This is a genomic window from Nocardia sp. NPDC058480 (assembly GCF_042720495.1).
GTDB lineage: Bacteria > Actinomycetota > Actinomycetes > Mycobacteriales > Mycobacteriaceae > Nocardia.
Window position 1 is genome coordinate 39,748 of record NZ_JBHXMN010000007.1, and the last position, 15,053, is coordinate 54,800.

A 15,053-nucleotide genomic window follows, 5' to 3' on the forward strand; every position below is an offset into this window, starting at 1 on the left:
CTGGACCGATGATCGAAATTCGCGGTCTCACCGTGCGCTACGCGAACGTCACGGTGCTCGAGGTCGCCGAGTTGACCGTGCCCGACGCGGCGGTGACCTACCTGCTCGGGCTCAACGGCACCGGCAAATCCACACTGCTGCGCTGCATATGCGGAATCATCGGCCCCGCCACCGGCACCATCGAAGTCGACGGGACCGCCGTGCGATCCGGTCGTGCCACCCCAGCGGGGCTCGGCATGCATCTCGATCACCGGGCCTTCGACCCCCGCCATACCGCCCGCAGACATCTGCGCTGGATCGCCCGTGCCCGTGGTCTGCCCGCGAGCCGAGTCGGCGAGGTACTGCACACCACCGATCTGACCGAGGTCGCCGACCGCAGGCTGGAGCAGTATTCACTCGGCATGCTCCAGCGGGTCGGCATCGCTGCCGCCCTGCTGTCGTCGCCGCGGACCATCCTGCTCGACGAACCACTCAATGGTCTCGATATCGCGGGGATCCACTGGATGCGCGGGCTGCTGCGCGAGCTCGCCGACGCCGGAACTTGCGTGCTGGTCACCTCCCACCTGCTCGACGAAGCCGAACGTAATGCCGATCGTGTCGTCGTTCTCGGTGCAGGCCGGGTCCTCGCGGACGCACCACTGGCCCAGCTCGTGGACGATCACGGCGGCGGCCGACTCGAGGACGCGTATCTCAGCATCACCGGGGCAGCACTCGCGAAGGAAACGCAGCGATGACCACCCAGCTCACCCGCGGTATCGCGGCCGAGTGGACCCGGACCAGCGGACGCAGCTTCCTGTGGACGGTCGCCGTTCCGCTGACGATCGCCCTGCCACTGCTGATCACCTTCGGAATCGCCACTGTCGCAGAACGATTCGCCGCCATCCCCGGGCAGGTGCAGGTGACCTCGGTCAGCACCACCAACGCCGTCTACTGGGTGATCACGCTCGCGACCGGCATCATGATGGTGACGGCGGCCTTCGCCCACGCCACCCAACTGCGCGGAAACATCCGCGACCTCAACGCTTTTCTGTTCCCCCGGACGTGGATCGCCGCCCTGGCGCGATGGGTCTTCTACGGCGCCATCGCCGCGGTCTCGACCCTCGCGCTGCTCACCCTGGTCATGACCGTGCTGCCGAGGTTCTTCCCCCAGGTCTACGGACAGGTGCGGATCGACGACCCGGCCGGTCTGCGTTTCCTGTGGACCGTCCCGATCTACGCCTTCGCCGCCTGCGGCATCGGGATCGCGATCGGATCGGTGATCCGCACCCCACCCGCGGCGATCGCCGCACTGCTGTTCTGGGTGTATGTGGGCGAGAACTCGATCAGCCTGCTCCCCAACGGGTACACCCTGCAGGGGTACGCACCGTTTCTCAACGCGGTCGCCGCCACCGGCCAGGAGTTGGCCTTCCTGCCGCGCTTCGGCCGCAACGGTTCCCTCGTCTACTTCCTCGCGGTCACCGTGGCGATCTTCGTGATCGCTCTAGGGGCGGGGCAGCGGAATCGTCGCCGGTGGTAGGCACTCAGCCCACATCTCGCCGCAGCCAGGTGACTTCCGCGCCGACGCTGTCGGTCCCCTGCCGGTATGCCTCGAGGTCCTCGTCCCACGGCGCGCCCAGTGCTCGGTCGAGTTCGGTGGCGAGGTCGAAGGTTCCGTGGACGTCGAGTTCTTCGGCGGCTTGGAGTAAGGCGCGTAATCGCATTTCGCCCAGCATCACGTCGCCGTTGGCACCGGTGGATCCGTGCCAGAGACCGAGGGTGGGGACGAAGCTGTAGCGTTCGCCGTCGACGCCTTCGCTCGGGTCCTCGGTGACTTCGAAGCGCAGGACCGGCCAGGTGCGCAATGATTGGGCTATCCGGGCCGCGGTGCCGACCGGGCCGATCCAGTCGCTGCTGGCGCGGAGTTGCCCGTCGGTGGGTTGGGTGTTCCAGCGTAATTTCGCGGGCGACGAGAGCGCGGTGGACAGCGCCCATTCCACGTGAGGGCACAACGCGGCGGGCGATGAGTGGATGTAAACCACACCCGCCGTCGCGTCAGCGAACTGACTCGATGCGCGCACTTACCAACACCTCCAGCCTCGACTAGGAACGTCTTCCCCAACGGCCCGTCGTGGTCTGGCGTGGCACGAGTGTACTGAAGTGTGCGGTGTTGCGCGTGTTACTTTACTGCGTGTTATGTGTCTCTGCGATAACGGAATCGCTGAATTTCGGCCACGCTGTTCTGGCCCAGTCACCGAAATTCTCGTCGCTCAACGCGATTGTCGCCACCTCGATTTCCGGGTCTACCCAGAGGAACGTGCCGGACTGGCCGAAGTGCCCGTAGGTGCGGCCGGAATTGGCTGTTCCCGTCCAGTGCGGGGTTTTCCCGTCGCGGATTTCGAATCCCAATCCCCAGTCGTTGGGGCGCTGGGAGCCGTATCCGGGGAGGACTCCGTTGCGGTCGGGGAATTGCACCGAGGTCGCGTCGTCCAAGGTTTGCCGAGATATCAATTGAGGCGTCAGCAACTCGGCGGCGAATAGCGTGAGGTCGGCGAGGGAGGCGCTGCACGCATGGCCCGCGGAGCCATCGAGGACCGCTGTGCGCATGCCGAGCGGCTCGAAAACCGCCTCGCTCAGATACTGCGGAAATTCGATCCCGGTCCGGTCGGCGAGGAAATCGGCGAGCAGTTCGAAGCCCGCGCTCGAGTAGATGCGGCGGGTGCCGGGTGCGGCGAGAACTTCGACAGTGGCGAACGCGACGCCGGAGGTGTGGGCGAGCAGATGCCGCACGGTCGAACCGGGCGGACCCGCCGGCTGGTCGAGTTCGACCGCGCCTTCCTCGAGCGCCACGAGCGTGGCATAGGCGACGAGCGGTTTGGTGACCGAGGCGAGCCGGAACACCCGCTCGGTATCGCCGATGGTCGACGCACCGTCGGCGGTGACCACGGCTGCGGCGGCGTTCTTGACCGGCCAGTGCTGAACCTGCTGCAACGATCGCATATCGGCAGCGTACGAGACGCGGCTACGATCGAGAACACCATGAGTCTCGCACCATCGATCCACGGCGACGTGGCGGCCGGTTTCGGTCCCGTCGCCGACGCCTTCCGCCGTAACTTCACCGACCACGGCGAGATCGGCGCCGCCGTTGCCGTCTACTCCGGCGACCAGCCACTGGTCGACCTGTGGGCAGGCCATCGCGACCGCACACGCGAGGTGGCGTGGGAGCGCGACACGATCGTGCCGGTGTTCTCCTCGTCGAAGGGAATGTCGGCCTTCACCCTCGCGACGGCGGTGTCGCGGGGGCTGCTCGACTACGAGGCGCCGGTGGCGACGTACTGGCCGGAGTTCGGCGCGCACGGCAAGGAGCGGATCACCGTGCGTCAGCTGATCGATCATCAGGCCGGGCTGTCCGGGCTCGACCGGATCGTGAAACTGCGGGAACTGAGCGATCGCGACGCCCTCGGCGAGCTGCTCGCCGCGCAGAAACCGGCGTGGGAGCCCGGCACCCGGCACGGCTATCACGCGCTGACGCTGGGGCTGTATCAGAGCGAATTGCTGCGGCGGGTGGATCCGGCGGGTCGTAGCCTCGGGCGGTTCTTCGCCGAGGAGATCGCGGGCCTGGTCGGCGCCGATCTGTTCATCGGGCTGCCCGAGACCGAGCCGATGGAACGGGTCGCCCAGCTGTCGGCGACCAAAGGCTTGGACATCTGGCGCTACGAGCGTCGCGATCTGCCGTTGCGCATCGGCGGTGAGGTCTACGCCAAGCGCGGGTATTCGTATGCGGCACTGACCAACCCGCGCCCTGGCGCGCCCGCACGTGCCGCGCGGCGGGAGTTCCTCGAAATCGAATGGCCCGGCATGAACGGTGTCGGCAATGCCCGCGCGCTGGCGAAGGTCTACGGCGCCGCGGCGGGCCGCACCGGCGCGCTGCCGATCAGCGACGATGTTCTCGACTTGCTCGCCGCCGCCGACACCGCCGACGATGTGCCCGCCGATGACCTGGTCTTGCACACCAAGAGCCGCTACCACCTCGGTTTCCGCAAGTCGCGCGGCACTTTCCGCTTCGGCTCGGACAAACGCGCCTATGGCACCACCGGTTTGGGCGGGTCGTTCGGATTCGCCGACCCGACAACCGGATTGGGCTTCGGTTACAGCATGAACCGCCTCGGCATGGCGATTCTCGACGATGTGCGCAGCCGCAACCTGCGCGAGGTCGTTGTGCGGTGCGCCGACCGGTAGAGAGCCGATCGACCGGCCTATTCGCGCAATCGGGCCGCGCCCAGTCAGTATTTCGACTGAGACGGGCCCGATTGTACGAATAGACCGGTCCGCGGCTCGATGCCGCGATCACGTCCAGCTCACACCGAGCCGGACGCGCACTGGTCTCAGTGCGCGGTGACGCCGGTGATCTCGTTCGGCGATGCGGCGAGGGTGGCCGTGGCTGTGACCTTTCCGTCGGCCAGGTCGACGCGGTGTACCTGCTTGGATGCCGGGTCGCTCACGTAAGCGATACCGTCGCGCACGAACAGCGCCGGGCGAGCGTCCTGCCAGTCGAGCGGCTCCTGCCAGGTGCCGATCACCGGGATGGTGCGAACTTCCTTGCCAGCGACGGGGTCGATCACATGGATCTTGCCGTCGGTGCCGAGCACCAGTGCCTCACCTCGCGGGCCGCGACCGAGCGAACGGAAGGTGTAGCTGGTGCCGATGTCGACCAGGCGCAGGGTGCCGTCGGCGGTGTTCACCAGCGAGATCTGCTGGGGGCGTTCGAGTTCGGCATCCTTGTCCTGTTTGTAGTCGCCGAGCACGATCGGCGACGCCTCGCTACCGGCCATGTTTCCGATCCGGCCGTAGGGGGTCGGGCTGGTGACCTTGGTGATCTTGCCGTCGCGGTACACGACAGCGCCGGTCTGGCAGCCGATCACGATCGCTTCGCCCTTGGCAGCCGCTTCGCCGTGCACACCGGGGCAGTCCTCGTTGCGGGTGAGCTCCTTGCGCCCCTTGTCCAGTGCGACGACACCGATCCGCTTGTCCTCGGTGCCGAGGGTGAGCACCAGATTCCCGTTGCTCAACTCGATCGCGACGCCGTGGTGCGGCGCGGCCGCCTTGAATACCTCCGTCGACTTACCGGCGTCGACCTGCGCGGTATCGAGAATGGTTACCTCGCCGGACCCGTCGGCGAACAGCACCGTCTTGCCCGCGTGCCGGACAACGTGGCCCGGCTTGACGGCGGGGAACTGAGTTCCGGTGAACGCGGCATCGTAGGCGTCGAATACCCGGAACCCGTCCTTGGTCGACACCATCAGATGGTCGTCGTCGCCGACCGGATTGAGCCGGTTGTATCCGTCGATCTTCACATCGGCACGCTGGGTCAGCGACGCGCCGTCGAGGACGTAGATCCCGCCGTCGTAGGTGAGGGCGATCGGTTCGGCACCCGGTGTGTGCTCATGACCGTGTCCGGAATCGTCTGTGCCACAACTGCTCAGCGCCACCACCGAGGCGAGAACGCCGGACATGGCCACCATCGTGGTGGTCCGTGACCTGTTCATGTAATGCTCCATCTCTTGTGCGTGAATTACGTTGTCGGCCCGGATAAGCCACGGGCGATGGCCTCGGTATTGACACGAGCCATCTCCAGATAGGTGCCCGCACCGCCGCCCGGCGGGGTGAGCGACTCGGTGTGCAGGGCGATCACCTGCACCCGCAGGCCGGTGTGTTCGGCGAGAACGCGCGAAAGCCGATCGGGCTGTGCGGAATCGGCGAATATCGCGCTCACCCCGGCGGTCCTGATCGCGGTCGCGAGGTCGTCGAGATCGGCAGCGCTCGGCGAGGCGAGGGTGGTGCCGCTGGGAATCACCGCGCCGATCACCCGGAACCCGAATCGCTGTGCGAGATAGCCGAAGACGTGATGATCGGTGACCAACTGCCTGCGCTCGGCCGGGACAGCGGCGAACCGCTCGGTCATCCACCGGTCCAGCTCGTCGAGTTCGCCGAGGTAGCGCTGCGTATTCGCCCGCACCGCACCGGCATCGACGCCGTCGATCTCGGCGAGCACCTCGCCGCTGATCGCCTCGACGGCCATGCGCACGCGACGCGGATCGGTCCAGAAGTGCGGATCAGGTTGCCCCGCCGACTCATCGGAGGTGTAGGCGATCGGATCCACCCGCTCGGCGACCGCCAGGGTGGGAACGCCGGCTTCCGCCGCGGCCCCCACATGCCGCGCCACGCCTTCCTCGAGCCCGAGCCCGTTGTGCACCACCAGTGCGGCTCGCTCGATCTCGGCCGCCTGACGAGCGGAAATAGCGAACGAATGCGGATCGGCCCCCGCCTGCATCAATACCGTCACCGGCACCGTGTCACCCACGACCGCCCTGGTCAGGTCGCCGAGAATGTTCGTGGTCACCACGATCCCGGACCGCTCGGTCCCGCTTGTACACGCGGCGATCAACGGCACGAGCATGGCAGCCGCGACGAACAGTCGAGCCGTCCGGCTCATCGCCACGCCGAGTCTCGATTCGGCTCCCGGTGCGCGGCGGACACGGAAAGTGCGGGCCGCCAGCAGGATTCGGACAACATGGTTTGTCGACGACAAAGAACTCGCAACCACCGCGAGAACCCGTTCAACCCCGGCTGGGCCGCTTGCGTCAGAACGCTGCCGCCGAGTCGACGGCCCGACGTCGAGGGAAATGTGCTTCACAAGCCTGTCTCCACCATCAGCGCGGGCGCGATGTCGAACTCGAAGGTGCGCGCGACACGGAGGTTGTCGTTGTAGGCGATCTCGTGGACCTTGCGCCCACGAATGTCATTGACATAGGCGCGATCCGGATCGACGCGGATCACCGGGCGCCCTTCGACAGGCCCGCTCAATACGGCGAGTTGCGCTGTCTCCGTGCCGGATACGGGGTCGATCCCGCGCAGGACACCGTCACGGGTGAGCACCAGCAGCGGCGATCCTTCACCGGCGGTGTTCACCGCGACCGGATCGACGATCGCGGTCCGCGTCCAGGTCTTCCTCCTGATATCGAGAGTCCACACACCATCACGACCCGCGAGGGCAGTCAGCGTGGTGCTGCCGGGCCGATGCGTGAATGCCGTCGCACGAGTACCGGTCGGCACCGGGTACGCGATCTTCTCAGTGACGAACCCGCCATCCCGCTGCGCCACCACAACCGCGCCGTCGGCACACCCGAAGACGACTCCGCGCCTGGTGACGGCCTGCCCCCGCGGCTGCGGACACGTGGCGGGCTGCACTTGTCCCGCCGCGCCGTCACGCCCGCGCACCTCGACGCGACCCGAGCCGTCGGCGACAACAATCCGCTCGGCATACGGCACCGCGATGCCCTCGACCCGACGTTGTTCCTGGGCGACACCGCCGTCCAGCGCCGGACGGTCGAACAAGAGCGTCGACCCGGAATCCAGCACAACGGACGCGACGGCGGCGTCGCTGTACGCACCAGCAACCCCGGAACCGCCGCTCGGCCCGACACCCGGGTCCCCGGAACCGCCGCTCGGCCCGACACCCGGGTCCCCGGAACCGCCGCTCGGCCCGGCACCCGGGTCCCCGGAACCATCCGCGCCGCCGGCACCTTCCGGCCCGCCGGAACCACCAGGCCCCGTAGACACACTTCCGGCGCCAGGCCCGGCAGCCGCACCACCTTCGGGCGCGGCGACCGCACCAACGTCCCGGATAGGTGCCCGGTAGTAATGCCGGTGGTCGCCGTGGTCGATCGTCCACGCCCCGCTGTCCACGATCCGAACCGACGCACCCGAGCTCAGATACGCGAAGCGCCCGTCACCAACCGCTCCACGAGTCGCTGCCCGCTGGTCGCCACCGCTCGGCGACTGCGAAGAATCCTGACCCGGCTCATCGCCGCTTGCGCCACCCGGCAAACTCGGATGTGGCTGTGTTCGACCACTTTCCGGAGTGGCGGTGTCGATCGCAGTGACCGTCTCGGTCAGTAGATCGATCACCCGAACAGCTCCGGCCGCATCGGCGACGACCAGCCGCGTCTGAGCCTCGCTCATCTCCTCCGCACCGGCGACGAACCCGTGCGGCACCGCTTCTTCGACAACCGGCACCTCCCCCGCCCCGCAGCCGACCAGTGGCACGGCGGCAAGCGCGAGCACTCCCACCCGACCGACCCGTTCCCGCAGCGCGGAGACGAGCGCGGACAGGAAGAACGAGCCGACAGCGACCGCCGCGATAGTCGCCCCGGCGGCGGTCTCCCCGTGCCACGAAATGACCAGTCCCCCAACGGTGGACAGCCCGCCGATCAGCGCGGCGATCGCCATGACCACCGGTACCCGGTTCGACCAGAACACCGCGGCGGCGGGCGGCGCGATCAGCAATCCGAAGACCAGCAGCGTCCCCACCACATGAAAGGACGCGACGATCGCCACTGTCACCAGCCCCACCAGCGCCGCGTGCGCGACCTTCGGATGCAGCCCGAGGGTGTGCGCCTTGCGCGGATCGAAGGTCAGCGCCACGAACGCACGATGGCCGAGCACCGCCACCACCAGCGCGATACCAAGGGCCGCAACGAGATACCACAGGTCGACGGCACGCACGGCCAGCACATCGCCGAACAGGAACCCGGTCAGATCCACCGCGAAGGATTGCGACCGCGACACGATGATCACCCCGGCCGCGAGCATCCCGACGAACAGCAGCCCGATCGCGGTATCCGGCGCGAAACGCTTGCCGCGGCTCAGCACCGACACCCCCGCGGCCATGGCGGCGCAAGAGATCGCGGCACCGATCATCAGGTTCCCCCCGAGCAACGCCGCGACCGCGACGCCGGGCAGCATCCCGTGCGCCATCGCGTCGCCGAGAAATGCCATGCCACGCACCACCACCCAGGTCCCGGCGAGGGCGCACACGCACGACACGAGCAGCCCACCCCACAGCGCGCGTTGCACGAAAGCCACCTCGAACGGGGCGAACAGCCAATCCATAGCGCGAGACGATATACTGAAAATGATTATCGTTTCAATTGAGGTGAGATGCAGAACACAGATGACGCAGCAATCCGGATCGAGCACCTGAGTGCCGGTTACGCCCGACGACCCGTGTTCCGCGAAGTGACCGCCACGATCCCGCGCGGGCGGGTGACCGCGATCGTCGGACCCAACGGCTCGGGAAAATCGACCTTGCTCGGCGTCCTCGCCGGAACCGTGGCGGCGCAAAAAGGCACAGTGCACCGGACCACCACCGGACGCCCGGCCTTCGTAGTGCAGCACACAGCGATTCCGCCGACCCTGCCGATCACCGTGCGGGAAGCGGTGGCGATGGGACGCTGGGCGCACCGCGGACCGTGGCGGCGACTGACCGGTGCGGATCGCGAGATCGCACGCACCTGCCTGGAAAGAATGGAGCTCACCGACTTGGCGACTCGGCGGCTCGACACCCTGTCGGGCGGTCAACGCCAGCGCACTCTGCTCGCGCAGGCTTTGGCGCAGCAGTCCGATCTACTACTGCTCGACGAACCGGCGGCGGGTCTGGACGAGACCTCGCAGGCCGAGATCTCCCGCGCTCTGGCGCAGATCAGCGCGGCCGGTGTGACCGTCGTGCAGGCCACCCATGACCTGGACGAGGCGAGCAGGGCCGACCACTGTCTGCTCCTGCGCGACGGTCGACTGAAGGCCGCGGGGCACCCGAAGAAAGTGCTGGTCAGAGCTTAAAGTCGAAACATGACCGAGAAACCCGACTCCGTCGACACCTATCTGGCGGCCCAGCCGCCGGCCGAACGCGCTGTCCTGCAGCAGATCCGCGAAACCATCCACCGCGCGGTGCCCGACACGGGCGAGAAGATCAGCTACGCCATCCCGGCCGCCACCATCGACGGCCGGGTGTTCATCTTCTTCGCGGGCTGGAAGTCCCACGTGAGCGTGTACCCCATCCCCGACGGGGACGCGGCGCTCCATCAGGCCATCGAGCCCTACAACTCGGGTCGTGGCACCTTGAAATTCCCACTCGGCGAACCGATTCCGTACGACCTGATCGCCCAGGTCGCGGTCCGCCTCGCCGAGCGGGCACGCAAGAGCTGACTACCAGTCGGCTTCGGTGAAGCGGATGATGCCGCGAATGTTCTTGCCGTCCAGCATGTCCTTGTAGCCCTGGTTGATCTCCTCCAGCGAGTAGCTGCGGGTGACCATGTCGTCCAGGTTGAGCTGACCCGACTTGTAGAGCTGCAGCAGGCGCGGTGCGTCCTGACGGGCATTGCCGCCGCCGAAGATGCAGCCCTTCACCGTCTTCTGCAGCATGGACAGCAGGAAGCTGTTCATCTTCACGTCGCTCTCGTCGAGGCGACCCATGGAGGTGACGACCAGCGTGCCCGCCTTCGCGGTGAGGATCAAGCCCTCTTCGACGTAGTCGCCGTGCATCTCACCCATGGTGAGGATGACCTTCTCGGCCATCCGGCCCTCGGTGGCCTCCATCAGCGGCACGATCGCGGCGGCCATGCTCTCGTAGGTGTGCGTGGCGCCGAACTTCTGCGCCTGCTCGAGCTTCCACGGGTTCGGGTCGATGGCGACGACCTTCGCCGCACCCGCCAGCACCGCACCCTGCAGCGCGCTCATGCCGACGCCGCCGATACCGGCGATGACCGCGGTCTCGCCCGGCTGCACCTGCGCCACATGGGTCGCGGAACCGAACCCGGTCGGCACGCCGCAGCCCACGAGGCAAGCCACCTCGAACGGGATGGTGGGATCGATCTTCACCACCGAGGTGTGATGCACCGTCATGTACGGAGTGAACGTACCGAGCAGACACATCGGGATGACGTTCTCGCCACGTGCCTGCACGCGGTAGGTGCCGTCCGAAATCGCCTGTCCCATCAGCAGCCCCGCACCCAGGTCGCACAGCGCCATGTTGCCTGCGACGCAGGAGGGGCAGCGCCCGCAGGCGGGGATGAACGACAGGATGACGTGGTCGCCCACGGCCAGGTCGGCCGGACAGTTCGGGCCGAGCTTGGTGATGACACCCGCGCCCTCGTGCCCGCCCATCACAGGGTAGGACGGCATCGGCGTCGCCCCGGTGACGATGTGATGGTCGGAGTGGCACATGCCCGCCGTTTCCATCCGGATCTGTACTTCACCGGCGACGGGGTCGCCGACCTCGATCTCCTCGACCGACCATTCCTGATCGGTGCCCCACAGGATCGCGCCCTTCGTCTTCATGCCGGTAGACCTCTCGCCAAGCTCGCTCGTGCCTCGTTGTGACTGCACTCACCCTAGCGACAAATCACCGATTTCTGAAACACGTTCTAGAAAAATTTCGATTGTTTTCTATCCGCGCACGTCGTGGACGTGATGCACGAGGTCGTGCAGGAAGTACCGACCCAGCGAGGTGACCGTGAACAGCGATCCGTCGCTGCGCGCACCCCGCAGGTCGAGCCGATCCGACGGCACCGCGGCGAACGCGGCCGCCACCCGATCAGCGGCCACGGTCAATTCCCGTGCGACGACAGCGGGGTCCTGTTCGCCGTACCGGTCGGCAACCGCGGTCGCGTCCTGATCCCAGTTCTCGAACCGCGGCGCCTCGACACCGTCACCGGCCAGCATCAGCGCGAGCCTGGTGTCGAAGATCCGGCACACATCGCGCACGTGCGCGCCGTATTCGAGAACGGACCAGGTCAGCTCGTCCGGACGCACCCGCGCGTCGTCGCGTTCGAGCGCCGAGCCGAGCCGGGTGGCGCTGTCGAGGACGCTCTCGGGGACGGCCGAGTACGCGATGTTCTCGGCGTCGAACCCGCACTCGGAGCAGGCACGTTCGAGGACCCAGGTCCAATTCTTGGTGTCAGGGACGATCATGGGAGTCAGCCTAGAGTGTCCGCTTCTTGTGCTCCATCAATATCAAGCCAACTATCGCCGAGATCCGGGCATCACTCGGCGAGCTGGTTCGCTTGTTCGAACAGTTCCAGTGTCACCGCGTGCAGGAAGTCGCCGACCGGTTTGGGTGCCTTGCCCGCGAACGCCCGCGCATAGGTGCCTTCGAGGACGATGCCCAGCTTGAAGCAGGCCAGCACGGTGTACCAGGTGACCGCGCTCAGGTCGCGGTCGGAGAACTTGCCGTAGTGCTCGACCATCTCCGCCGCGCTGGGCAGGCCACCGACGGTGCCGAGCGTGCCCATCAGGCCCGCGCCGACGGTGCCGGGCTCGGGCCGGGTGGCCAGCTGCCAGCCGAGGTCGAGCAGTGGGTCGCCGATGGTCGACATCTCCCAGTCGACCATCGCCGCCACCTCGGGGCCGTCGTAGTCGAACATCATGTTCGCCAGGTGGCAGTCGCCGTGCATGATGCCGGGCATCCAGTCCGTCGGCCGGTGACGTTCGAGCCAGTCACCGATCCGCTCGACACCGGGGATCCGCGGGCCTGGGTAGCCCTCGTTGGCGTTGTAGGAGTCGAGCTCGCGCAGCCAGCGCGGTACCTGACGCTCGAGGAAACCCGCCGGGCGGCCGTAGTCGTCGAGGCCGAGTGCCTGGTAGTCGAGGGCGCCGAGCCGGGCGATGGCCTCGACCGCGGACAGGCCCATCTGGCGCCGGATCTCGGGATCACCGGCGTGCAGCGCGGGCAGTTCGGTCTGTGGGTTGAAGCCGCGGATGGGTTCCATCAGGTAGAACACCGCGCCGATCACCGACTCGTCGTCGCAGGCGGCGATCACCCGCGGCGAACGCACTTCGGTCGCGGCGATCGCGCCGAGCAGCCGTGACTCCCGGCCGATCACCTCATTGCTCTTGGCGCGCAGATGCTTGGGCCCGCGCCGCAGCACATACTCGCGCCCGCCCCGGGTGAAGCGCAGCATCACGTTCTGCGTGCCACCACCGAGCGCGGCGACCGCGCTGAATTCCGCGCCGGGCAAGCCCTGTTCGTCCATCCACCGCCCGATCGCCGCGAAATCGGCGATCGCCGGGTCAACATCGACAGGTTGAGAAACAGCCATGGCACATATTCTGCCCCGGTACCGGTGGGGACTGCGCGGGAATGCGCACGCGCACGCGCGGCGTAATGTCTCTGCCACGATGCGCACGCTCTTGATCGACAACTACGACTCGTTCACCTATAACCTCTATCAGCTGATCAGCGAGGTCAACGGGAGCGAGCCGACCGTCGTGCGCAACGACGAGGCCGAGGGCTCCCTGAACCTCGACCACTTCGACAATGTGGTGATCTCGCCCGGCCCCGGCCGTCCGGACCGCGCCCGCGACATGGGGGTCTCGACGGCGCTGATCGCGCACACCGAACTGCCGCTGCTGGGTGTGTGCCTGGGCCATCAGGGGATCGTGCTCGGCGCGGGCGGGACGGTGGAGCGCGCGCCGCAGGCCAGGCACGGCTTTCTCGATCAGGTGACCCACGACGATCGGGACCTGTTCGCCGGTCTGCCGCAGGGCTTCACCGTGGTGCGCTACCACTCGCTCGCGGCCAAGGACCCGCTGCCCGCGACGCTCGAGGTGACCGCGTCGACCAGCGACGGGGTGATCATGGGGGTGCGTCATCGCGAGCGGCCGCAGTGGGGTGTGCAATTCCATCCCGAGTCGGTATCGAGCGAATTCGGTGCCGCGCTGCTGCGCAACTTCGCCGATCTCACCAAAGCGCGCGTGCGAATTGCCGCACCTGTAGTCGTGCGCGGACCCGCGGTCGTCGTCCCTACTTCGCCCGAACGCGCATTTCACTTGCAGCACAAGGTGATCGAGCGAGCGATCGACACCGAGGCGATCTTCCTGCGCCGCTGTGCCGACGCTCCGTACGCGTTCTGGCTCGACAGCGAGCATGTCGAACCAGGCCTCGACCGGTTCTCCTTCCTCGGTGACGCGCGCGGGCCGCATGCCGAAATCGTGGGTTACCGGGTCGGCGACGGCTCCGTCACCGTGACGGACGTCGAGGGCACCCGGACCGTCGCGGGCACGGTCCTGGACTATCTCGACCGCGAACTCCGCGCCCGGCACTGCGAAACCCCGCCGCTGCCTTTCGATTTCGCGGGCGGCTACGTCGGCTATCTCGGCTACGAGGTGAAGGCCGACTGCGGTGGGCGCGACGCTCACCGCTCCCCCACTCCCGATGCCCAGTGGATTTTCGCCGACCGGCTGATCGTCGTCGACCACGAGGCAGGACGAACCCACCTGCTCGCCCTGAGCGAACCCGCTACCGAGCAGGACGCCGAGCAGTGGCTGCGCGAGACTTCCGATGCCCTCGACGATCTCCCGACCTGGGCCAATCCCCCCGATCTGCCCGTGCCCGCCGATCCCGACGCGGTGCAAGCGCATCTGGGGCGTGGCCGCGACCGCTATCTGGCCGATATCGCGGTGTGTCAGGACCGGTTACACGCGGGCGAGTCCTACGAGATCTGTCTGACCGACGCGGTCGCCGTCGCCGCCGCACCCGATGACGGACTCACCGTCTACCGGCGACTGCGCCGCTGCAATCCCGCGCCGTACGCCGCCTACCTGCGCTTCGACGGTCTGGATGTGGCGTGCTCCTCGCCGGAACGGTTTCTCGAGATCGACCGGGACCGGGTGGTCGAGAGCAAACCGATCAAAGGCACCGCACCGCGCGGACGGACCGCCGACGAGGACGAGCGCCTGCGTCGCGCACTGGCCGACGACCCGAAGACCCGTGCCGAGAACCTGATGATCGTCGACCTGCTGCGCAACGACCTCGGCCGCGTCTGCGAAGTCGGCTCGGTGCACGTCCCGAAGCTGATGGACACCGAAACCTATTCCACCCTGCACCAACTGGTGTCGACCGTGCGCGGGACCCTGCGCCACGACGCCAGTGTGATCGACTGTCTGCGCGCCTGCTTCCCCGGCGGTTCGATGACCGGCGCGCCGAAGCTGCGGACCATGGAGATCCTCGACGAACTGGAAACCGAGGCGCGCGGGATCTATTCGGGCACCATCGGCTTCCTCGGCCTCGGTGGCACCGCCGACCTCAATATCGTCATCCGCACGGCCGTCCGCTACGACGACGAGTGGCGAATCGGCGCGGGCGGCGCGATCGTCCTGGATTCCGATCCCGAGGACGAGTACGCGGAGATGGTGCTCAAGGCGGCAGCGACGTTCCGGGCGCTGACGCCCGGAACGTGAGG

The 15,053-nt window shown here is 67.4% G+C and carries 14 protein-coding genes; 6 read left to right on the forward strand and 8 right to left on the reverse strand.

Annotated elements, in window-relative coordinates:
• The first annotated feature begins 8 nt into the window (after window positions 1–8).
• Together ACFWO8_RS18440 and ACFWO8_RS18445 are read left to right on the forward strand one after the other, a co-directional pair.
• Window positions 9–734, forward strand: a complete 726-nt coding sequence (locus ACFWO8_RS18440) for an ABC transporter ATP-binding protein (RefSeq protein WP_378952203.1) — start codon at window positions 9–11, stop codon at window positions 732–734.
• Window positions 731–1,516: an ABC transporter permease gene (locus ACFWO8_RS18445; protein WP_378952206.1), complete on the forward strand. Its 786-nt coding sequence runs from the start codon at window positions 731–733 to the stop codon at window positions 1,514–1,516. Before ACFWO8_RS18440 ends, ACFWO8_RS18445 begins: the two co-directional genes overlap by 4 nt.
• A 4-nt stretch (window positions 1,517–1,520) precedes the next feature.
• Here ACFWO8_RS18445 and ACFWO8_RS18450 read toward each other — a convergent pair whose 3' ends face one another.
• Together ACFWO8_RS18450 and ACFWO8_RS18455 are read right to left on the reverse strand one after the other, a co-directional pair.
• On the reverse strand, window positions 1,521–2,057 hold the full coding sequence (locus tag ACFWO8_RS18450) for a DUF3145 domain-containing protein (protein WP_378952209.1): 537 nt from the start codon (window positions 2,055–2,057) through the stop codon (window positions 1,521–1,523).
• Between the two features lie 103 nt (window positions 2,058–2,160).
• The gene (locus tag ACFWO8_RS18455; RefSeq protein ID WP_378952212.1) at window positions 2,161–2,976 is read right to left on the reverse strand and encodes a serine hydrolase domain-containing protein; all 816 of its coding nucleotides are present in this window, start codon (window positions 2,974–2,976) and stop codon (window positions 2,161–2,163) included.
• Window positions 2,977–3,015: 39 nt separating this feature from the next.
• Between ACFWO8_RS18455 and ACFWO8_RS18460 the strand changes: the two genes are divergently transcribed.
• Entirely contained in the window at window positions 3,016–4,215 is a 1,200-nt protein-coding gene (locus ACFWO8_RS18460; protein WP_378952215.1) for a serine hydrolase domain-containing protein, read from the forward strand.
• Between the two features lie 146 nt (window positions 4,216–4,361).
• Here ACFWO8_RS18460 and aztD read toward each other — a convergent pair whose 3' ends face one another.
• The 3 genes from aztD to aztB form a co-directional block, all read right to left on the reverse strand.
• Window positions 4,362–5,522, reverse strand: a complete 1,161-nt coding sequence (aztD, locus tag ACFWO8_RS18465) for a zinc metallochaperone AztD (RefSeq protein ID WP_378952218.1) — start codon at window positions 5,520–5,522, stop codon at window positions 4,362–4,364.
• Between the two features lie 26 nt (window positions 5,523–5,548).
• Window positions 5,549–6,469: a zinc ABC transporter substrate-binding protein AztC gene (gene aztC, locus ACFWO8_RS18470; RefSeq protein WP_378952221.1), complete on the reverse strand. Its 921-nt coding sequence runs from the start codon at window positions 6,467–6,469 to the stop codon at window positions 5,549–5,551.
• 197 nt (window positions 6,470–6,666) lie between these two features.
• On the reverse strand, window positions 6,667–8,928 hold the full coding sequence (gene aztB / locus ACFWO8_RS18475; RefSeq protein ID WP_378952224.1) for a zinc ABC transporter permease AztB: 2,262 nt from the start codon (window positions 8,926–8,928) through the stop codon (window positions 6,667–6,669).
• Between the two features lie 48 nt (window positions 8,929–8,976).
• Here aztB and aztA point away from each other — a divergent pair, with 48 nt between their 5' ends.
• Both aztA and ACFWO8_RS18485 read left to right on the forward strand, forming a co-directional pair.
• Window positions 8,977–9,654, forward strand: coding sequence for a zinc ABC transporter ATP-binding protein AztA (aztA, locus tag ACFWO8_RS18480; RefSeq protein WP_378952227.1), 678 nt, complete (start codon window positions 8,977–8,979; stop codon window positions 9,652–9,654).
• 9 nt (window positions 9,655–9,663) lie between these two features.
• A complete protein-coding gene (locus ACFWO8_RS18485; protein ID WP_378952230.1) occupies window positions 9,664–10,020 on the forward strand; it encodes an iron chaperone in 357 nt (118 codons plus the stop codon).
• On the opposite strand, the gene ACFWO8_RS18490 is transcribed toward ACFWO8_RS18485, so the two are convergent.
• The 3 genes from ACFWO8_RS18490 to ACFWO8_RS18500 all read right to left on the reverse strand — a co-directional run bounded on the left by ACFWO8_RS18490 (window position 10,021) and on the right by ACFWO8_RS18500 (window position 12,911).
• The gene (locus ACFWO8_RS18490; protein WP_378952233.1) at window positions 10,021–11,151 is read right to left on the reverse strand and encodes an NDMA-dependent alcohol dehydrogenase; all 1,131 of its coding nucleotides are present in this window, start codon (window positions 11,149–11,151) and stop codon (window positions 10,021–10,023) included.
• A gap of 108 nt (window positions 11,152–11,259) precedes the next feature.
• Window positions 11,260–11,784, reverse strand: coding sequence for a DinB family protein (locus ACFWO8_RS18495; protein ID WP_378952236.1), 525 nt, complete (start codon window positions 11,782–11,784; stop codon window positions 11,260–11,262).
• A gap of 71 nt (window positions 11,785–11,855) precedes the next feature.
• The gene (locus tag ACFWO8_RS18500; RefSeq protein WP_378952239.1) at window positions 11,856–12,911 is read right to left on the reverse strand and encodes a phosphotransferase family protein; all 1,056 of its coding nucleotides are present in this window, start codon (window positions 12,909–12,911) and stop codon (window positions 11,856–11,858) included.
• A gap of 79 nt (window positions 12,912–12,990) precedes the next feature.
• Between ACFWO8_RS18500 and pabB the strand changes: the two genes are divergently transcribed.
• On the forward strand, window positions 12,991–15,051 hold the full coding sequence (pabB, locus tag ACFWO8_RS18505) for an aminodeoxychorismate synthase component I (RefSeq protein WP_378952242.1): 2,061 nt from the start codon (window positions 12,991–12,993) through the stop codon (window positions 15,049–15,051).
• Window positions 15,052–15,053: the final 2 nt, after the last annotated feature.